At 64.5% G+C, this 18,813-nt stretch carries 18 protein-coding genes; 1 reads left to right on the top strand and 17 read right to left on the bottom strand.

The genetic code is table 11. From position 1 onward, the window contains the following. Positions 1-132: 132 nt before the first annotated feature. From FXV83_RS19870 to FXV83_RS19910, 9 genes are all read right to left on the bottom strand, one after another. The gene (locus tag FXV83_RS19870; protein WP_148741087.1) at positions 133-1,128 is read right to left on the bottom strand and encodes an ABC transporter ATP-binding protein; all 996 of its coding nucleotides are present in this window, start codon (positions 1,126-1,128) and stop codon (positions 133-135) included. Further along, positions 1,125-2,132 carry an ABC transporter ATP-binding protein gene (locus FXV83_RS19875; RefSeq protein ID WP_148741088.1) on the bottom strand — a complete coding sequence of 336 codons (1,008 nt, stop codon included), beginning with the start codon at positions 2,130-2,132 and terminating at the stop codon, positions 1,125-1,127. Before FXV83_RS19875 ends, FXV83_RS19870 begins: the two co-directional genes overlap by 4 nt. After that, on the bottom strand, positions 2,132-3,025 hold the full coding sequence (locus FXV83_RS19880; RefSeq protein WP_148741089.1) for an ABC transporter permease: 894 nt from the start codon (positions 3,023-3,025) through the stop codon (positions 2,132-2,134). The genes FXV83_RS19875 and FXV83_RS19880 overlap by 1 nt, the downstream gene beginning before the upstream one ends. Positions 3,026-3,034: 9 nt before the next feature. Continuing rightward, positions 3,035-3,982, bottom strand: a complete 948-nt coding sequence (locus FXV83_RS19885; RefSeq protein ID WP_148741090.1) for an ABC transporter permease — start codon at positions 3,980-3,982, stop codon at positions 3,035-3,037. 42 nt (positions 3,983-4,024) lie between these two features. Continuing rightward, positions 4,025-5,623, bottom strand: coding sequence for an ABC transporter substrate-binding protein (locus FXV83_RS19890; RefSeq protein WP_148741091.1), 1,599 nt, complete (start codon positions 5,621-5,623; stop codon positions 4,025-4,027). A 180-nt stretch (positions 5,624-5,803) separates the two neighbouring features. Further along, positions 5,804-6,190, bottom strand: coding sequence for an MAPEG family protein (locus FXV83_RS19895; RefSeq protein WP_148741092.1), 387 nt, complete (start codon positions 6,188-6,190; stop codon positions 5,804-5,806). 29 nt (positions 6,191-6,219) lie between these two features. Continuing rightward, positions 6,220-7,302 (bottom strand): lipocalin-like domain-containing protein, encoded by a 1,083-nt coding sequence (locus tag FXV83_RS19900; protein WP_148741093.1) that lies wholly within the window; start codon positions 7,300-7,302, stop codon positions 6,220-6,222. Beyond that, complete coding sequence (locus tag FXV83_RS19905; protein WP_148741094.1) at positions 7,292-9,754, bottom strand: ABC transporter permease; 2,463 nt, start codon at positions 9,752-9,754, stop codon at positions 7,292-7,294. Before FXV83_RS19905 ends, FXV83_RS19900 begins: the two co-directional genes overlap by 11 nt. Then, positions 9,751-10,404, bottom strand: coding sequence for an ABC transporter ATP-binding protein (locus tag FXV83_RS19910; protein WP_148741095.1), 654 nt, complete (start codon positions 10,402-10,404; stop codon positions 9,751-9,753). The genes FXV83_RS19905 and FXV83_RS19910 overlap by 4 nt, the downstream gene beginning before the upstream one ends. Positions 10,405-10,548: 144 nt before the next feature. On the opposite strand from FXV83_RS19910, the gene FXV83_RS19915 reads away from it, so the two are divergent. Then, positions 10,549-11,886: an MFS transporter gene (locus FXV83_RS19915; RefSeq protein ID WP_148741096.1), complete on the top strand. Its 1,338-nt coding sequence runs from the start codon at positions 10,549-10,551 to the stop codon at positions 11,884-11,886. A 184-nt stretch (positions 11,887-12,070) separates the two neighbouring features. Here the strand turns inward: FXV83_RS19915 and FXV83_RS19920 are convergent, their stop codons facing one another. The 8 genes from FXV83_RS19920 to soxZ all read right to left on the bottom strand — a co-directional run bounded on the left by FXV83_RS19920 (position 12,071) and on the right by soxZ (position 18,803). Beyond that, complete coding sequence (locus FXV83_RS19920; RefSeq protein WP_148741097.1) at positions 12,071-13,279, bottom strand: MFS transporter; 1,209 nt, start codon at positions 13,277-13,279, stop codon at positions 12,071-12,073. A 261-nt stretch (positions 13,280-13,540) separates the two neighbouring features. Further along, on the bottom strand, positions 13,541-13,699 hold the full coding sequence (locus FXV83_RS19925; RefSeq protein WP_187436020.1) for a hypothetical protein: 159 nt from the start codon (positions 13,697-13,699) through the stop codon (positions 13,541-13,543). Positions 13,700-13,783: 84 nt separating this feature from the next. Then, positions 13,784-14,824 carry an MBL fold metallo-hydrolase gene (locus FXV83_RS19930; RefSeq protein ID WP_148741099.1) on the bottom strand — a complete coding sequence of 347 codons (1,041 nt, stop codon included), beginning with the start codon at positions 14,822-14,824 and terminating at the stop codon, positions 13,784-13,786. A gap of 239 nt (positions 14,825-15,063) precedes the next feature. After that, positions 15,064-15,522, bottom strand: a complete 459-nt coding sequence (locus FXV83_RS19935) for a DsrE family protein (protein WP_148741100.1) — start codon at positions 15,520-15,522, stop codon at positions 15,064-15,066. Continuing rightward, positions 15,519-17,273: a thiosulfohydrolase SoxB gene (soxB, locus tag FXV83_RS19940; protein ID WP_148741101.1), complete on the bottom strand. Its 1,755-nt coding sequence runs from the start codon at positions 17,271-17,273 to the stop codon at positions 15,519-15,521. The genes FXV83_RS19935 and soxB overlap by 4 nt, the downstream gene beginning before the upstream one ends. Before the next feature lie 53 nt (positions 17,274-17,326). After that, positions 17,327-17,632 (bottom strand): hypothetical protein, encoded by a 306-nt coding sequence (locus FXV83_RS19945; RefSeq protein WP_148741102.1) that lies wholly within the window; start codon positions 17,630-17,632, stop codon positions 17,327-17,329. Further along, the gene (gene soxA / locus FXV83_RS19950) at positions 17,629-18,492 is read right to left on the bottom strand and encodes a sulfur oxidation c-type cytochrome SoxA (RefSeq protein WP_187436021.1); all 864 of its coding nucleotides are present in this window, start codon (positions 18,490-18,492) and stop codon (positions 17,629-17,631) included. The genes FXV83_RS19945 and soxA overlap by 4 nt, the downstream gene beginning before the upstream one ends. Continuing rightward, positions 18,492-18,803, bottom strand: a complete 312-nt coding sequence (gene soxZ, locus FXV83_RS19955; protein ID WP_148741104.1) for a thiosulfate oxidation carrier complex protein SoxZ — start codon at positions 18,801-18,803, stop codon at positions 18,492-18,494. The genes soxA and soxZ overlap by 1 nt, the downstream gene beginning before the upstream one ends. Between the last annotated feature and the right edge of the window lie 10 nt (positions 18,804-18,813).

The raw sequence follows: 18,813 nt of genomic DNA on the forward strand, positions 1-18,813 counted from the left end.
CCAACCCCGATCGTCGTCCCGGCGTCTGTTGCTGCGCCCGAGATTGTAGGGTGGGCAAAGGCGCTTAGCGCCGTGCCCACCATCGTGCGGCAATTGCGGTTGTGATGGTGGGCACGCTTCGCTTTGCCCACCCTACGGGATCGAGTTTGGCCGCCCCGTCCCCTCATTCAGCAAGCACGCCACGTGGTGCCCGTCGCCGGCCTCCATCAGCCCCGGCCGCTCGATCTTGCATCGTTCCATCGCAAACCGACACCGGGTGTGAAACGCGCAGCCCGAGGGCGGATTGACCGGGCTCGGCACGTCGCCGTCGACCAGCGGTGTGAGCTTTTTGGCAAGCGGGTTGGCGATCGGTACCGAGGCGAGCAGAGCTTGCGTATAGGGATGGCGCGGATTGCGGAACAGCTCGTCCTTGTCGGCGATCTCGACGATGCGGCCGAGATACATCACGGCGACGCGGTGGCTGATATGGGCGACCACCGCGAGGTCATGCGCGATGAAAAGGTAGGAGAAGCCGTGCTGCCGTTGCAAATCGATCAGCAGGTTGATCACCTGCGCCTGGATCGAGACGTCGAGCGCCGAGACCGGCTCGTCGCACACGATCAGGCGCGGCCCGAGCGCAAGCGCGCGGGCAATGCAGATACGCTGGCGCTGTCCGCCGGAAAACTGATGCGGGAAGCTGCGCATCTGGTCGGGCCTTAAGCCCACCTGCTCGAACAGCTTTGCGGTACGTGCCTCCAGTGCTTTGCCGCTGGCGAGACCATGCACGGCCAGTGGCTCGCCGACGATGTCGCCCGCAGTCATGCGCGGATTGAGCGAGGCGAATGGGTCCTGGAACACGATCTGCATCGAACGGCGATGCGGCCGAAGCGCAGTCTTCGAGAGGTGGGTGATGTCCTCGCCACCGAGGCGGATATGCCCAGATGTCGGCTCGACCAGCCGCAGCACGCTGCGCGCCACCGTCGATTTGCCGCAGCCGGATTCTCCGACCAGCCCCAGTGTCTCCCCAACACCCACCGAGAACGAGACGCCGTCGACTGCGTGCACGGTGCCGACCTGCCGGCGCAACACGCCGGCGCGCACCGGATAGTGCTTTGTCAGATCGGTGACCTCCAGCAGCGCCTCGGTCATGCCACCTCCGCGATTTCGGCCGCGCGCCAGCAGGCGGCGAGATGGCCGCCGCCCCAATCGGCGAGCGGTGGATACTCGGCCTCGCAATGCTTGATCGCGAGCTTGCAGCGCGGCGCAAAGGGGCAGCCGGGCGGTAGCCGGACCAGTGACGGTACCGTCCCGGGAATTTCGTTCAGTCGCGCCTGCGCGGCAAGACCGGACGCCGGCACCGCCGGGATCGAGGCCATCAGCCCGCGCGTATAGGGATGCTTTGGCGCGGCAAACAGCGCCTCGACGCTGGCTTCCTCGACCTTCTTCCCGGCATACATCACGATGACGCGCTGCGCCGTCTGGGCGACGACACCGAGATCGTGCGTGATCAGCACGAGGCCGGTGCCGAGTTCTTTCTGAAGGTCGAGGATGAGTGCCAGAATCTGCGCCTGGATGGTGACATCAAGCGCGGTGGTCGGCTCGTCCGCGATCAGCAGCGCCGGCCGGCAAGCCAATGCCATCGCGATCATCGCGCGCTGGCGCATGCCGCCGGAGAGCTGATGCGGATATTCCCTCGCGCGCCGCGCCGGCTCGGGAATGCGCACCAGCCGCAGCATCTCGACTGCGATGTCCTGGGCCTCCCGGTTCGGCATAGCCCGGTGCAGCCGCACGGCCTCAGCGATCTGGTCGCCGATCCGCATGACGGGATTGAGCGAGGTCATCGGCTCCTGGAAGATCATGGAGATGCGATTGCCGCGGATCGCGCGCATCCTTGTCTCGTCCAGCGCCAATAATTCGGTGCCTTCGAGCGTGACGGAGCCGCCGACGATGCGCCCGGGCGGATCGGGGACGAGCCGCATCAGCGACAGCGCGGTCACGCTCTTGCCGCAGCCGGATTCGCCGACGATCGCCAGCGTCTCGCCGCGCCTGACGGTGAATGAGACGTCGTCGACCGCCTTGAACAGACCGGAGTTCGTGAAGAACACCGTCTTCAGGTTCTTCACCTCCAGCACGAGATCGGTTGCTTCTTTCATCAGCCGCGCTGCCGGGGATCGAGGATGTCGCGCAGGGCGTCGCCGAACAGATTGGCGCCGAACACAGCGAGGCTGATGGCGATGCCCGGGAAGATGACCAGCCACGGCGCGGTGCGAACATATTCGGCTGCGGATTCCGACAGCATCCGGCCCCAGGATGGATAGGGCTCGGGAATGCCGAGCCCGAGAAAGGAGAGCGAGGCCTCGGTGAGGATGGTCGAGCCGAGCTGCGCGGTCGCGAGCACGATCAGCGGCGCCAGCGTGTTCGGCAGCACGTGGCGGAGCGCGATCCGCACCTCGCTCATGCCGATCGACTTGGCCGCTTCGACGAAGGGCAATTCGCGCAGTGCCAGCGTGTTGGCGCGGATCACGCGCGCTACCGTCGGGATCAGCGGAATGGCGATCGCGATGATCACGTTCGGCAGCGACGGGCCGAGGGCTGCCGTCATCACCAGCGCCAGCACCAATAGCGGCAGTGCTTGGAGGACGTCGGAGACGCGCTGGAACACCAGATCGACCCAACCGCCGAGATAGCCGGAGGTGAGCCCGACGATGACGCCAATCGTGCCGCCGAGCGCGGTCGAGCCGATCCCCACCGCCAGCGAGACCCGCGCGCCGTGGATGATGCGGCTGAACACGTCGCGGCCGAAGGAATCCGTGCCCATCCAGTGCACCAGGCTGGGGCGCGCCAGCGCGCGGGCGGAATCGATCGTCAGCGGATCGTAGCGTGCGATGAAGTCGGCGAAGATCGCCGTGAACACGAACAGGGTCATGATGACGAGTCCTGCCGCACCCAGCACATGGCGCTGCGCCAGGAACAGCACGCGCCGCCAGCCGCCAGTCGCGTATGCACCGGCCCGCCTCAGTTCGAGATCATAGTCGATAGAGACCAAGCAGAGCTCCTAATCCGTGTACCTGATCCGCGGGTCGAACACCGCGTACAGCATGTCGACGATGAAATTCGCGCTCACCACCACGACCGCGATCAGCATCACGAGGTTCTGCACGATCGGATAATCGCGCCAGCGGATCGCCTCGACCAGGAAGCGTGCGACGCCGGGAATATTGAACACGGTTTCGGTGACGATCAGGCCGCCGATCAGGAACGCAGCCTCGATGCCGATCACGGTGATCACGGGCAAAATCGCGTTCTTCAGCGCGTGCTGATAGTTCACGGCCGCGTCGGACGCACCTTTCGCCCGCGCGGTGCGGATGTAGTCCTGGCGCAACACCTCCAGCATCGAGGAGCGGGTGATGCGCATGGTCAGCGCGGCGCTGCGGAACCCGACGGCGGCGGCGGGCACGGCATAGGTCGCGAAGGCTTCGAGATATGTCTGCGGATTGGGATTGAAGATCGGCATCTGGCCGAACATCGCCACCGACGCTGTGAGTATCAAAAGGCCGAGCCAGAACGAGGGCAGCGACAGGCCGCTGAGGCTGATCACGCGCAAGGCATAGTCGAGCCGCGTTCCCTGCTTGACCGCGCTGATGACGCCGAGCGGAATGCCGATCGACGCGGAAAACAGCAGCGCCAGCCCGGCCAGCCGCGCCGTGATCGGGATCCGCGGCAGGATCTCCTGAAGCGCCGGCTTCTCCGAAACGTAGGAGTAGCCGAAATCGCCGCGCAGAAAGCCGCCGATCCAGTGCAGATATTGCACCACCAGCGGTTGGTCGATGCCGAGCTCCTTTTCGAGAGTGGCCTTGTCGGCGGGATCGACATACCCGGCCGCGGCAAACAGGATATCGACGATGTTGCCGGGTACGATGCGCAGCAGGAAGAAGATGACGACCGAGATCCCGAACAGGGTCACCAGCATCAGGAACAGCCGCCGTACCAGATAGGCAAACATCTTTCCTCTCCTGCCGATCTCGTAAGCTGCCCGTCGCCTGCGTTATTTGTCCATCCAGACGTCCTCGTAGCGATAGCCGTTGTAGGAGCTGTTCGACATCACGGTCACACCCTTGACATAGGGGTGCCAGCAAGTGCCGGCGCGCGCATGGAAGATGATCGGGCGCGCGACGTCCTCCTGCAACTTCTTGTCGATATCCCACACCAGCTTTTTGCGCTTGTTGAGGTCGGTCTCCTGCGACTGCACGTCGAACAGCTTTTCGATCTCCTTGTTGCAGTAATTGGTGTAGTTGCGCTCCGAACCGCAGGAATAGTTCTCGTAGAACGACTGGTCGGGATCGTCGACGGCGTTGCCGGTCAGATTGAGGCCGAGCATGTAGTCCTTGCGGGCGACTTTCGGAAACCAGTTCGCGGTCTCGACGACGTCGAGCTCGCCGTCGATATAGATGCTCTTGAGCTGGTCGATCAGGATCACCGCCGGATCGCGATATTCCGCGAGGTTGCGGGTGGCGACCTTGACCGCAAGGTGCTTGTCCGGGCCGTAGCCCGCCTTCTGCATCAGTTTGCGCGCCTCCTCGCGGCTGGCGTTCACATCCGGTCCGTAACCGGGAATGCTCTCCAGCGGGTCCTTTGGCATGCCCCAGAGACCCTGCGGTGGCGGCAGCATGGTGCCGCCGATATCGGCCTGCCCTTCGAACAAGATGGAAACGAAGGCCTTGCGGTCGAGCGCCATCGCCATGGCGCGGCGGATATCGATGTTATCGAACGGTGGCGCGGACGAATTGACGATGATGTTGGTCGAGACGTTGGTGGGCTCGACCCTGCAGACTGCATTCGGTGACTGGGATTTCACGTCCTTCAGCAGCGGGATCGTGATATGCGTCGGGAACGTCATGTCGAACTTGCCGGCGACGAAGGCGAGGATAGCGGTCGAGCGGTTCGGGATGATGGTGAACTCGATGCCATCAAGATAAGGCCGGCCCTTGCGCCAGTAGTCGGGATTGCGGACCAGCTTGATCGATTCATTGGCCTTGAACTCGACGAACCTGAACGGGCCGGTGCCGATCGGATGGGTGCGCATCTCGCCGGGCGAGACGTGGCAGGGATAGACCGGCGTGTAGCCCGAGGCGAGCAGCGCCAGCAGCGAAGGCTGCGGCCGCTTCAGGTTGAAGGAGACCTCGAAATCGCCGCTGGTCGTGACGTCGTTGACCTGTTCGTACCAGGTCTTGCGCGGGTTCTGCCGGAACTTTTGCTGCGACTTGCCCATCAGCATGTCGAAGGTGCATTTGACGTCGGCAGATGTGAACGGCTTGCCGTCATGCCATTTGACCCCCTGGCGCAGCTTGAAGGTCAAGGTCTTGTTGTCGCCCGCCCAGGCCCAACTCTCTGCGAGTTCCGGCACGATGGTGTCCATGCTGTTCTGCGCCACCTCCTGCTTGTAGATGACGAGGTTGTTGAACACAGGCATGAAGGGAACGTTGATCGAGTAGGTCGCGCCTTCGTGGATCGAGGCATTGCCGGGGCTGTCGCGGTGGTACATCCGCAAAATCCCGCCCTGCTTGGGCTCGCCGGCCAACGTGATGGTCGAAAACGCCAGCAAAGATAGCGCCGCCGTCGCGGCGAGCGCCCACACGCTCCGCATCCTCGTCCTCCCTGGACTTCTGCCTTTTTGGGCCTTTGCGGCCTGTTAGGGCGAACGATAGCGACGCAGGCGCAGCGAGGCAACCGGCAAGGCCGGCTGCCTCCTCGACAATTCGGATGACGCAAGGACGAAGGCTACGCTCTCATCATGTCAGGGTGCAGATGCGAAGAGCTTACGGAATTACACCAGTCGCAACACCACCGCTCCCAGCGCGCCGGCCCACAGCACGATGCTGGCGATGCCCTGGATCGCAAAGCCTGGGCCGCGCTTGGCGGCAGCCTTCGAATAGCCGATGAAGTAGACGATGCGGCCGATAATCCAGACCGCGCCGATTCCGGCTGCGGCCGCATCGCTGATATAGATCGCGAACAGCCAGAGCGACGGCAGGAAGATCGGCATCCATTCCAGCGTATTCATCTGGATGCGGAAGGCGCGCTCGAAATCCGGGTGTCCCGACATCGCCGGGACCTTGACGCCGGTCCTGGTGCGCGACCGCGACACGTTGATGCTGGTGAAGAAATAAAACACGATCGCCAGCAGCGTGACGAGGGCGGTAAGGTGATACATCGCTAGTTCCTTGATAAGGAGGTCGCGGTTCAATACCCGGTCAGCTCGAGATAGCCAACGCCATCATGCGTACCGACAAAGCTGATCGGTCCTTCCCAGTAGGAGAAGCCGGTCCCCATCCATGCTTTTGCATTGAGAGGTTTGCAGACAATCGAGAACGATCGCGACGGGATCGCGATCTGCCATTCCAACGGGAGCTTGCGTCCTGCGACCTCTGCCGTCGCCTTCGGGGTCATCTGGATATCGTTTCCCGCGATCATTTGCGTGCGGCCGTCTGCGTTGATCCAGTTGCCGAATGGATAATGTCTGCCGTCCTTCTGGCGCAGCCGGTACAGCATCAGCTTGTCGCCGGAGGCGAGATGCAGCGATAGCCAGTCCCAGCCGGTCTGGTCGGCGTCGAGCGGCTGGCTGCTCCATTCGCGGTCCATCCAGGCCTGGCCCGTGACATCGACCGGCTTGTCGTCAATCGTAAAGGTGCCGCGCGCGCGAAAGAACGGCTGGCTGTAATAGTAGGACGCTTGCCCGCGCTCGGACTTGCGGCTGAAGCCGCCATCGCCCTGCAGCACCACCGGCCGATCGGCTTCCAGCGTGAGCGCGTAGCTAAAGTCGGTGCCTGAAGCCTTCAGCGTCAGTGGTGACAAGGTGCGATCGTCGGTCTGCTCGGATCCCTTGATTTCCCAATCGTCGATCCAGGCCGCGAACGGCCTAGCCGTGACGCCGGCCTGTCCGACGCCGCCGCGCGAAAACAGCTCGCCGAAGCGATGGGTATCGGCGCGCGTCACCGCGGCATGCCCCATCCAGAGCTGCTGATTGGCCCAGCCCTCGCCTTGCGGCCCCGGCTGCGTCGCCTGTCGGAACAGCGTCCATTGCAGCCCGCATGCCGCGCCGCTGCGATCGACGAGGTTCGCCGTCAGATACCACCATTCGATGCGGAACTCCGGATGCGGCCCGTGATCGGCCGGAAAAGTAAACAGCTTTCCCGGCGCGACCCGCGCAAAGCCGTCGGCTGTCTCGCCGAGCCCGGCATAGCCCTGCGCAGCAGCACGGCGCGCGAGCGCGAGCGCGGCGATGCCGCCGGCAAAGACGCGCCGCGAGATTCTGTCAGCGCTCATTGGCAAACACCTTGACGAGGTTTGCCGGCTGCATCCGCGCCAGCCGCAAGACCGGCAGTGCTGCGGCAAGCAGCGAGGCGAACAGCGCGACGGCGACCAGTTCGACCAGTTGCAGCGGAAACACGTGGAATGGCAGCCGCCAGCCGAACGCCTTCACGTTGACGATCGCAATCAGGCACCACGCCACCAACAGCCCGAGCGGTACGGCGAGCAGCGCCGTGAACAGCGCGACCGACAGCGTCTTGGTCAGTTCGATCGCGGCGAGGCGTGGCCGCGTGATCCCGATCGCCCACAGCGGCGCGAGCTGCGGCAGGCGGGAATTCGCCAGCGTCAGCAGGCTGGTCAGGAGCGCAATGCCGGCCACGCCAAGCGTGAAGGCGTTCAACGCCGATGTCACGGCAAAGGTGCGGTTGAAGATGCGGATCGATTCGGCCTTCACCGTCGCTTGGTCGGCGACGCTGCGCTCGTCGAGCGCAAACCGCTGCTGCAATGCCGCGATCAATCCGGCAATCTTGTCCCGCGCAACGATGAGGCCGATCCGCGTTTGCGGCGTCTGCGGAAACTGCCGGATCAGCGCCGCGACATTGACCGCCAACTGTCCCTTGGGATTGCCGTAGTCGGCGTAGATGCCGACGATGTCGAGCTCCCAGGTCCCGCCCGGTGCCGGCACCTCGACCACATCGCCGATGCGGACGTTGATACGGCGGCTCAGCTGCTCGCTGATGAAGGCGGCATTGCCCGGCACGAGCCGGCTCCAGGCCCGCGGCGCGGCCTCAAGCAGCGGCCAGCGCTCGCGATAGAGCGCATGATCGGGAAGGCCGAGCAGTTCCGCCGGCTGGCCCTGAACCTGCGTCTCGGCGCGCCCGCCCGAGAGGATTGCCTGGACCTCGTTGCGGTCCTTCAACCAGTTTCGAATCGCGACGCCTTGCGCATTGTCGGAGGCGCTGATGTAGACATCGGCCGCGAGCCGGCCGTTGAGCCAGCCGACAAAGGTCCGGCTGAAGGTTTCCACCATGGTGGAGACGCCGACATTGACGGCGAGCGCGAGCAGCAGCGCCATCAACGCCAGCGACAATCCGGACAGCTGTTGCCGGCTGTCCGCCCAGAACCATCGCGCCAGCGGCCCCCGCGCGGTGCGCTGGCCTGCAAGCAGGATGATTTCGAGGAAAGCCGGCAGGATCAGTGCCGCGCCGAACATCAGGGCCGCCAGCACGCCAAAACCAGCGATCAGCGACTCGCCATAGCGAAGCAGCAGCAGTGCGACCGCGAACACGGCGCAGGCCGCCGCGCTTTGCAGGATCAGCCAGCGGCGCTGCCTCTGCTGCCAGGCGTACGGCTGCGCCGTCGCCAGCACCGGCATCCGGATCGCCTTGATCAGGCTGGTCGCGGCCGCCACCATCGCGCCGGCGATGCTGATGCCGATGCCGGCGAGCCACCATTCGGGCCGCAGCGTGAGTTGCCCCGGGATCTGCGCGCCATAGAGCCCGCGCAGCGAGGCCGCGACGTCGGGCAATAGCGCAGCCGCGATGAAATAGCCGCAGGCGAGCCCGATCAAGCCGGCGACCAGCGCCAGCACCACCAGCTCGACCACCATGACCGTGTTGACCAGCCGTGCCGACGCGCCGCAGGCCCGCAAGGTGCGCAGCATCGGCAGCCGCTGCTCGAAGGCGAGGCCGACGGCCGAATTGACGATGAACAGGCCGACGAAGAACGACAACAGGCCGAACGCGGTGAGGTTGAGGTGAAAGCTGTCGGTGAGGCGCTCCAGCTCCGTCTCCGCGTTCGGCTCTATCAGCTGCAACTGGTCGCCGACGATGCTTGCAAGCGGCGCGGGCCTGCCCTTCGGCTTCCCGATCAGGAGCCGCGATACCTGGTCCGGCTTATTCAGCAGACGCTGCGCCACGCCAATGTCGACCACCAGCACCTCAGGGACGAGCTGCGGCAGCACGCGCAGCGGCGGCAGCTTTGCGCCACTGCTGATCGAGGGTGCCGCGCCCTCTTGCTCCTGGAGGTCCGTCAGCGTCTCCCGCGCCACCAATGTCTGGCCGGGCGGTGCAACAAAACTGCTCAAATCCGAAGCTCCCAGGCGCGGCGCGTTGCCGACATCGGCCGGCAGCGTCACCGGCTCGATGCCGAGCAGCCGCAGCGAACGTCCGTTGATCTGGACCCGGCCTTCCAGCACCGGCGAGACCGGCCAGCCCGCGCGGCGGAGCTTGACGAACAGGTCCTGCGAGAAGGTCGCCGCATTCGGCGCAGCCAGCATCGCCGTGCGCACGCCGCCGAAGGTCGCCGCGGCGCGGTCATAGGCGCTGCGGGCCTGTTGGTTGATTGCCTGCACGCCGCTCCACAGCGCGGTCGCCGCGATCAGTCCGATCAGGAGCGTGGCGAACTGCATCTTGTGCCGCCGCCAATGGCTGAGCAGCACCGCGAGAACCCACAGCGCCCGTCTCATGCGATCCGCCCCGCATGCAGGGTGACGTGGCGGTCGAGCGTGCCGGCCAGGTGCAGGCTGTGCGTCACCATCAGGAAGCCGCAGCCGGTGCGCGCGACGAGGTCGCGCGCCAGCGCCAGCACGTCGTCGGCGGTCTCCTCGTCAAGATTGCCGGTCGGTTCGTCCGCGAGCAGCAGCGAGGGCTTTGTCGCCAAGGCGCGGCCAATCGCGACTCGCTGCTGCTGGCCGCCTGACAATTGCTCGGGATAGCGCTTGAGCAGGCCGGCGAGTCCGAGCCGTTCGACCAGTTCCTTGGTCCAGGCCACATCGTGCCGGCCGGAGATCCGCGCCTGGAAGGCGAGATTGTCCTCGACCGACAGGCTCGGAATCAGATTGAACTGCTGAAAAACCAGTCCGATCCGGTCGCGCCGCACCGCCGCGCGGCCTGCGTCCGACAGCTTGGTGATCTCGGTATCTTCCAGCCGGATCGAGCCGCCATCGGCGGCGTCCAGCCCGGCGATCAGGTGCAACAGCGTGCTCTTGCCGCTGCCGGATTCGCCGGTCAGCGCGACGCGCTCGCCGGCCCTGAGGTCGAAGTCGGCGCCGCGCAGCACATGAACCGGTTCGCCGGCCGAGGTGAAGGTCTTGGAGAGATTTTTGATGCTCAGCACGATCAATGGCGCCGGACGGAATTAACGGGAATGCTGCGTAGCACAGTTGACGTGGAAATGCCGGGTTGCGTTGGCATCGAAGCCGTTGTTAGCTCCGGGAAAGCCAAATCATAAAGTGCCAAATAAGACAGACGGGGGAGAAGCATGAGCGCTCAGGGAACGCCCAAAGCGGCGGACAAGACGGCGGGGATGTCGAAGCCAACACCAAAGGGCGCCTGGACCGTTACCTTTCTCCTGTTTCTGTTCATGCTGGTGAACTTCGCCGACAAGATCGTCGTCGGTCTCGCCGGCGTGCCGATCATGACCGAGCTGAAGCTCGAGCCGGAGCAGTTTGGCCTGCTTGGCTCGTCGTTCTTCTTCCTGTTCTCGATTTCGGCCATCGTGGTCGGCTTCATCGTCAACAAGGTGCCGACGCGCTGGGTGCTGCTGACGTTGGCCGTGATCTGGGCGCTCACTCAGTTCCCGATGGTTGGCACCGTCAGCTTCACCACACTCGTGATCTGCCGCGTCGCGCTTGGCGCCGGCGAGGGTCCGGCGGCTTCGGTCGCTATGCACGCGATCTACAAATGGTTCCCCGACGAGAAGCGCACGCTGCCGACCGCAATTCTCTCGCAGGGCTCGGCGTTCGGCGTGATCCTGGCCGTGCCGGCACTGAACTGGGTCATCGTCAACCACTCCTGGCACTATGCCTTCGGTGCGCTCGGAATCGTCGGCCTGATCTGGGTTGCGGCCTGGCTCGCGCTCGGCAAGGAAGGCCCGCTGGAGGATACCCAGTTTCTCGCAGCGAACGAGCCGAGGATCCCCTATCTTCAGCTGCTCACGTCACGCACCTTCATCGGCTGCGTCGCCGCGACCTTCGGCGCCTATTGGGCGCTGTCGCTCGGGCTCACCTGGTTCACGCCCTTCATCGTCAAGGGGCTCGGCTTCTCGCAGAGTCAGGCCGGCTTCATTTCAATCCTGCCTTGGGTGTTCGGCGCCACCATCGTGATCCTCACCGGCTGGATCGCGCAGGTGATGATGGCGCGCGGCTCGACCACACGCATCGCGCGCGGCGTATTCGGTTCGGCGCCACTTGTGCTCGGCGGCCTGATCCTGGCCACGATGCCGCATGTCCAAGGCGCGGGTCTCCAGATTGCCCTGCTCGTGGTCGGCACGGGCCTGTGCGGTGCGATCTATGTGGTCTGCCCGCCCATGCTCGGCGAATTCACTCCGGCCTCGCAGCGCGGCGCGGTTCTCGCGATTTACGGTGCGCTCTACACGCTCTCGGGCATTATCGCACCCGCCGTCATGGGCACCGTGATCCAGCGCGCCGGAAACATGGTCGACGGCTATATGACCGGCTTCACCATCAACGCCGTGATCATGGTCGGCTCCGGTCTGCTCGGCCTGTTACTGCTGTGGCCGAACACCGAGCGCGCCAGGCTGACCGGCACGCCCGTCTCGCAGCCAGCCGCACTGAAGGGCGTGGTGTCGCCGACGTGATCGGCTTGGAGCTGTCGTCCCGGACAAGCGCAGCGAAGCGGAGCGCCGATCCGGGATCCATAACCACAGGGAGCAGTTTGGCGAAGGCTCGGAGTTACCAGCTTCGCGCCGCAACTACTCCCTGTGGCTATGGGTCCCGGCCTTCGCCGGGACGACGATTTGAGTTTGTGGCGAGCCGGTGGGCTCAAGAACCGCGTTGCGGCTTCCGCTCCGTGAACGGCGACAGCACCACCGTTGCCAGCATGAAGATCACGGAGGCGCCGAACACCCAGTGCGGCGCGCTCTGGTCCATGATCCAGCCGAACAGCAGCGGGCTGACGATGCCGCCGAGATTGAAGCCGGTGGAGACGATGCCGAAGGCGCGGCCCGCGGCGCCCGGAGGCGCCGCATTGCGCACCAGCATGTCGCGCGAGGGCGCGATCACGCCGGAGAGGAAGCCCGCGACCGTCATCGCCGCCGTCAAAGCCCAGCCCGGCAGTGTGACCAAAGCAATCAGCAGCACGATCGCCGCGTTCGTGGCAAAGCAGGCCGCGGCGACGTAGCCGTGGCGCTCGGTGCGGTCGGCGAGAAAGCCGCCCGCCAGCACCCCGGCGGCGCTGGCGGCGAGGAACGCCGTCAGTGCGACATTGGCGGCGGAGTAGGAGGCGCCGTAACCGCTCATCAGGGCGACCACGCCGAAATTACTGATGCCGGCAACTGACAGGCTGAGCAGCATGAACAGCATGGTCAATGTGATCAGGGCCGGCGTGATGACGGCCTGCTTCGGCTCGGCCGTGTTGCCCGGCCTATTCTTGTTGGCGCCGGCATCGGGAATGTTCATCAAGAGCAGCAGCAGCGCCACCAGCACGCCGATGGCGCCCGATGCGATCAGCGCGCCGGCGCCGCCGGATACAATGACCAGCGCTGCGACGATCGCCGGCGCCACCGCGCCACCGAAATAGCCGGCAAAGGTGTGAACCGAGAAGGCGCGGCCCATCCGCGCCTCGTCCATGTGCTTGGCCAAGATGGCATAGTCGGCGGGGTGATAGACGCTGTTGGCGAGCCCGAGCAACACGGCGGCCGCGATCAGCGAGGTGTAGCTCAGGTGCAGGCCGAGGATGATCAGCGCAAGCCCACCCAGCGTCAGCCCGCCCAGCAGGATCCTTCGCGCGCCAAAATGGTCGACGAGATAGCCCGTCGGGGCCTGTGTCAGTCCCGACACGACGGCCAGGACGGTTAGCGCGAAACCGAGCTCGATATAGCCGACGCCAAGCTGGGTCTTCAGGAACGGAAACAGCATCGGCAGGACCAGCAGATGAAAATGGCTGACCCAATGCGCGATCGAGATTCCGGTCAGCGTGCGCAGCGCGCTGTCCGCCTTGCCTTGTTGCGGTGCGGCGAGAACGTCGACCATTGCACTACCGTTTCACGTCCGAAGGGAGCGCAAACTATCGGGGACAGCGGTTATTTGTCCATGAACGCAGGCGCATGGCAGCTAGTGCGGGTGGGGTGCGTGAGGAGACAATCAGACGCCCACGCCGTCGTCCTGGCGAAGGCTGGCAGTTTGATTAGTCGCGCTGCCTCCCCAACGTCGTCCCGGCCTAGTACGCAATTGCGCACTAGGCCGGGACGACATTGATGGAGTTGCGCCAGCGTGCAGTCAAACGTATCGCGCTCACAACGGCTCGTCATCCGGGCCGTAACGATCGCGCTTCGGGGTGGCGATGTCGCCATCCTCGTAATCATGGTCGGTATCGTCGCGCGGGGGCGACGGCTTTTTCGCTTTGTCGTCCGCCTTTTTGGGCGGCTTGCTTGGTTTGGCGGTCTTGGCCATGGCTGTTCCCGGATGGTGATGCGTCATCCGCTTCTAGCCTGGAAATATGTGCGTTCCCTGACTTATCTCAAGGGGACGATGACGTCAGCCCCGCATGACCGGGCCGCCGGCCTTTTTCCAGGCGTCGATGCCACCGGCGATGTGAGCGGTGTTGGAAAGGCCGGCATCCTTGGCGGCGGCCACCGCCATCGCCGAGCGCTCGCCGAAGGCGCAGAAGAACACAACTCGCCGGCCGGTCGCCGCCGCGACCTCGCGCAGCATGCCCCCGGGCTTCAGGCTCTCCTCAACGGACGGATAAGGCGTGTGCAGCGCGCCTTCGAGCGTGCCGTGCTTGATCCGCTCATTGGTCTCGCGCAGATCGACCAGCAGGATGTCGGGACGGCCGAGCGAGCGGATCGCCTCGATCGCGCTGAGCGCGCGGCCCTCCTTCTCCAGCTCCTCCTGATGCAAGCCGACATGCATGTTGGCGGGCACCGCGACGTCCATCATCTTCGGATTGGGCAGCTTCAGATTGGCCATCAGCTCGATATATTCGTCGACCGAGCGCACCTGGAGCCGCGGATTGTAGCGCTTCTCCTCGCCGATGGTGGAGACGGTGTCGCCCTTGTAGTCATGCGCCGGGAAGACCATCGTCTCGTCCGGCAGCTTGAGCAGGCGGTTGAAAATAGATTCGTACTGCGCTCGCGATGAGCCGTTCTGGAAATCGGTGCGCCCGGTGCCGCGGATCAGCAGCGTATCGCCGGTGAAGACGCGGTCGCCCATCAGATAGGAATAGGAATCATCGGTGTGGCCGGGCGTGTACATCACGTCGAGCGACAGCCCCTCGATCGTCACCTTGTCGCCGTCGGCAACCCGCATCGCCACCACGTCGGCCTTGGTCTGGTCGCCCATGACGGTCATGCAATGGGTGCGGTCGCGCAACTCGCCGAGGCCGGTGACGTGATCGGCATGAAGATGAGTGTCGACCGCCTTGACCAGCTTGAGGTCGAGCTCGCGCAGCAGCTGGCAGTAGCGGTCGACCTTTTCCAGCACGGGATCGAGGATCAGAGCCTCGCCGCCAGGGCGGCTCGCAAGCAGGTAGCTGTAGGTGCCCGAAACACTGTCGAAGAGCTGGCGGAAGATCATGGCAAGACCCGGCTGAACAGTTTCCAGTTCCTACTACGCCACGGGTCAAAAAGAGAAGCAAGTCACTGTATGGGGAGGAAAATAGGGAATATTATTTTACGTAGTTGTTTCGCGTCATGGCCGGGCTTGTCCCGGCCATCCACGGCTAGCCACGCGGCACGAAGAACGTGGATGCCCGGGACAAGCCCGGGCACGACGACCGTGAACGGCTGCGATTGCCCTCCACATGACGGGAGCGCTTAAGGCCTCACCAGCGTGTAGCCATTCTCCGCCAAGAACAGGATCTGCCCGACCCCGACCTGCACCGGGGTGGCCGCGGGGATGAACTCCGGCCGCTTGCCGGACTCCCGCTCGATCGTGTCGACGGTGTTGAGGCAGATGTCGAAGCGCACGCCCTGTGCGATCAGGCTTTCGACCTGCTTGCGGCGGTCGTTGCCTGCAAGCAAGAGATCGATGCCAGGGCCGAAGGCCACGACCTCGATCGCGACCTTGTCGGGGTCGTAAGCCTTCAGCAGGTTGTTGGCGACGCTCAGCACCAGCGCCTGCTTCTTCGCGTCGCCGTCGGAGAGCTGGAGCACGACCTTGTGTTCGGCGAACGGCTTCTCCTGGAGCGGCACCTGCTGGGCCGAGGCCGGTGCGATCGCGGTCCAGGCCAACAGCGTCAGCATCATCGCGCCAAATTTTTGCGAACGCGTCATCCCTGTCCTGCAATGCCCGGGTTGTCTTCGACACCCCTGAGCGTGACGCCGGAGCCGAGCCGCTCCGGCGGCATCAACCGGCCCGTGCGGAGATATTTGCCGACGACATCCCACACCGGCGCGCCCTGCTGGCCGTTGACCGACGCCCAGCCGGCGACCTTGTAGCGATGGTTTGCGTTGAGCGACTTTCCGTTGCCGAGCTTGAGCTCGGAGATGCGGCTGCCCATCGCGGCCGTCGGCGTGCAGGTATAGGCAAGGCCGCCGGCACGAACCATGTCGCCACCCTGCTGATAATAGGGATCGGCGTTGAAGAGGTTGTCGCAGACGTCTTCCAGCACGTCCTTGATCTGGCCGCCCGTCATCTCCTGGACGTATGTTTCGGGATAGCTGATCGCGGTTTGCGCGAGCACGTCCTCCATGGTCACCCCCTGGCCGGACAGCGTGGTGACACCCCAACGGAAGCCCGGCGACAGCGCAATTTCGGCATCGAGCTCACTGCGCAGCGCCGTGCAGATCAGCTCGTCGACGGGCCCGGAAAAATTGCCGCGGCGATAGAGCAGGCGGTCCGGCGTGGCGATCTTCTCCAACCAGTCGGCCGAGTACGGCGCGCGCAGCCGGCCGATCAGTTCGGCCATCCCAGGATCGGGCTTGAGCAGTTCGGAATAGATCGGCAGCAGATGATACCTGACGTCGCTGACCTTGCCCTTGTCGAGCGCGAGATCGAGCACGCCTAGGAATTTCCCGTTGGAGCCGGCATTGGTCACGAGCGTAGTGCCGCCCGCATTCTTCACCGCGACCGGCTGCGGGATTGCGTCGTGGGTGTGGCCGCCGAGAATGACGTCGATGCCGGTGACGCGGCTTGCGAGCTTGAGGTCGACGTCCATTCCGTTATGCGACAGCAGGACGACGGCATCGACCTTGTCGCGTCCGCGCAACGCGTCGACCAGCTTCTGCAATTCCTCCTCGCGGATGCCGAAGGTCCAGTCCGGCGTGAACCGCTTTGGATGCGCGATCGGCACGTAAGGAAAGGCCTGGCCGATGATCGCGACGCGATGGCCGCCGAGCTCCTTGATGATCGACGGCTTGAACACGCGGCCCGTCGCCTTGTCGAAGGCTTGAGCGTCGTTGAAGGCGGCTTCCTCGGTCAGGAAGACGTTTTGCGCCAGAAACTCGCCCTTGAAGCGCTCGAGATTGTCCCGCAGCACCTGCTCGCCAAAGGTGAATTCCCAATGCCCGGTCATCGCCTCGATGCCGAGCAGGTTGGCGACCTCGACCATGTCGCGGCCCTGCATGGTGTTGGCAAGGCCGGTGCCCTGCCAGAGGTCGCCGCCATCCACGAGCAGGGTGTGCTTCTCGCCGACGTCGCTGCGGAGGCGATCGACCAGCGTCTTCAGATAGGCAAAGCCGCCGAGCTTGCCGAAGCGGGCTGCGGACTTTTCGAACTCGACACAGGTGAAGGCATAGGCATCGGCGCTGTCGGGCCGGATTCCGAACCGCTCCAGGAAGGCGCGGCCGACCAGGTGCGGCGGCTGTCCCATCATCTGGCCGATGCCGATATTGACGCTGGGCTCGCGAAAATAGATCGGGTTGAGCTGCGCATGCGTATCGGTGATGTGCAGGATCCGCGCGTTGCCGAAGCGCTCGATATCGTAGATGCTCGCAGCGTCAGCGCCGCGCGCAAGCCGCGGCAGTCCGGCCGAGACGGCGGCAACGCCTACACCCTTCAGGAAATCGCGGCGGCGGATGGCCATCTCGAATTCGACGCGCCCTCAATGATCGCTACACAGTTCGACTGAGGAACAGTTTAGCGGATTTCCATCGCCTTCCAGGCTTCTTTTTCGGATGTCGCCTGGAAGATCGACGCCTTCGCCAGCGCCTCGGCCTCTTTCGCCGCGGCAAACGCACGGTCGAAATCGCCGCCGTCGGCGGCTTTCCTGGCCGCGGCCAGCGTCGAGACGGTCGTGGTCCACTGGTGCCGCAAGCCGGCCGCCTCCCTGGAAGCGGCTTCTGCGGCGGCATAGGCCGTCTTGTAGTCCGCCTCGGTTGCCGCGCGCACGGGTGGCGCGAGGCTCAACGCGAGCAGCATGACGAGCGGAAGTGACCGCTTCATGGCCGCGCTCCCGGTCCGGAAATCGGCAGGCCGTTGGCGACGTAAGAGAGGAAATACTCGACGTCGCGATATTCATCCGCCTGCGGTTCCAGCGGAACCGCGCGGGTCTGGCTGTTGCAGGTGATGAAGCGGCGGCTGGTCGTGCCCATACCGCTCCATTCGGAGCGGTAAATCGGCATCGCGTTCAGGATGCCGAGTGCCGGCGCCAGGATCTCGGCGCGGATGCGCTCGCCGGGGCTCTGCACATGGCAGCTGGCGCAGGAGAAATTCATCTGACCGCGCCGGGTGTAGAAATAGCGCTTGCCGTTATCGAACGCCGCGAGCGCGCGCGGATCGTCGGGGATCTTGATGTCCATCGGCTTGCCGCGCGAGGTGAACGCCATGTAGGCGGTGAGCGAGGCCATCTCGTCCTTGACGTAGGAATAGGGCGCCTCGCCATTGGCCTCGCGGCAGCGATTCAGCGCCAGCTCCAGCGTGACGACCTTGCCTTCCTTCTCGTCGAAGTACGGGTAGTTCTGGCGGATGCCGATGCCGCCGTTCGGGAAGCAGTCGGCGTAGCTCTTGCCGTTCTTGAACGGGGTCGAAAACATCTCCTTGCCGGCATCGAGCGCGAACTCGTAGGGCGGGAATTCTTCCTTCTCCTGCCACTGCCGCTTCATGTCCCCGTTCATGGAATAAGGACCGTTGACGAAATCCTCGTGCTTCACGTTCGGAAACTTCTGGAAGAAGAAATTCTCGAACGCTCTTGCGTCGGCGACAGGATCAATCTTGTCTGCTGCGACCACGCGCGGCGACGCGAATGCAAGCGCCGCCAGTGCGACGAAGGCCGAACCGAGCAGAATCGTAGCGCGCCGTTTCATCACGAAATCTTCGCGGTGGTCGTATCCGACGCACCCTTGTTGTCGGTCCAGGAAACCTTGAGGTCGTCGCCCTTCTTGGCGCCCTTGAAGCTGAACTTGACGTAGGGATCTTTTGAGACCGCTGTGCCCCAATCGGCGACGAACACGTCCTTGCCGTTATATTCGAACTTCAGCTCCTGGATGAAATGCGCCGGGATCAGTTCGCCCTTGGCGTCCTTGACGAAGCCGGTATCCATGGGGTGCTGGATCAGCGCCTGCACCTCGGTGATGTCGCCGTTGGCGGTGGCGCGGACGCGAATGCTGGATGCCATATCGAACTTC

Source organism: Bradyrhizobium hipponense (genome assembly GCF_008123965.1).
Classification (GTDB): domain Bacteria; phylum Pseudomonadota; class Alphaproteobacteria; order Rhizobiales; family Xanthobacteraceae; genus Bradyrhizobium; species Bradyrhizobium hipponense.

Coding starts and splice junctions, on each gene's coding strand:
- FXV83_RS19915 (WP_148741096.1), top strand. CDS start 10,549: ATGAGCGCTCAGGGAACGCCCAAAGCGGCGGACAAGACGGCGGGGATG.
- FXV83_RS19930 (WP_148741099.1), bottom strand. CDS start 14,824: ATGATCTTCCGCCAGCTCTTCGACAGTGTTTCGGGCACCTACAGCTAC.
- FXV83_RS19925 (WP_187436020.1), bottom strand. CDS start 13,699: ATGGCCAAGACCGCCAAACCAAGCAAGCCGCCCAAAAAGGCGGACGAC.
- soxA (WP_187436021.1), bottom strand. CDS start 18,492: ATGAAACGGCGCGCTACGATTCTGCTCGGTTCGGCCTTCGTCGCACTG.
- FXV83_RS19900 (WP_148741093.1), bottom strand. CDS start 7,302: ATGAGCGCTGACAGAATCTCGCGGCGCGTCTTTGCCGGCGGCATCGCC.
- FXV83_RS19885 (WP_148741090.1), bottom strand. CDS start 3,982: ATGTTTGCCTATCTGGTACGGCGGCTGTTCCTGATGCTGGTGACCCTG.
- FXV83_RS19905 (WP_148741094.1), bottom strand. CDS start 9,754: ATGAGACGGGCGCTGTGGGTTCTCGCGGTGCTGCTCAGCCATTGGCGG.
- FXV83_RS19875 (WP_148741088.1), bottom strand. CDS start 2,132: ATGAAAGAAGCAACCGATCTCGTGCTGGAGGTGAAGAACCTGAAGACG.
- FXV83_RS19920 (WP_148741097.1), bottom strand. CDS start 13,279: ATGGTCGACGTTCTCGCCGCACCGCAACAAGGCAAGGCGGACAGCGCG.
- FXV83_RS19895 (WP_148741092.1), bottom strand. CDS start 6,190: ATGTATCACCTTACCGCCCTCGTCACGCTGCTGGCGATCGTGTTTTAT.
- soxB (WP_148741101.1), bottom strand. CDS start 17,273: ATGGCCATCCGCCGCCGCGATTTCCTGAAGGGTGTAGGCGTTGCCGCC.
- soxZ (WP_148741104.1), bottom strand. CDS start 18,803: ATGGCATCCAGCATTCGCGTCCGCGCCACCGCCAACGGCGACATCACC.
- FXV83_RS19870 (WP_148741087.1), bottom strand. CDS start 1,128: ATGACCGAGGCGCTGCTGGAGGTCACCGATCTGACAAAGCACTATCCG.
- FXV83_RS19935 (WP_148741100.1), bottom strand. CDS start 15,522: ATGACGCGTTCGCAAAAATTTGGCGCGATGATGCTGACGCTGTTGGCC.
- FXV83_RS19890 (WP_148741091.1), bottom strand. CDS start 5,623: ATGCGGAGCGTGTGGGCGCTCGCCGCGACGGCGGCGCTATCTTTGCTG.
- FXV83_RS19945 (WP_148741102.1), bottom strand. CDS start 17,632: ATGAAGCGGTCACTTCCGCTCGTCATGCTGCTCGCGTTGAGCCTCGCG.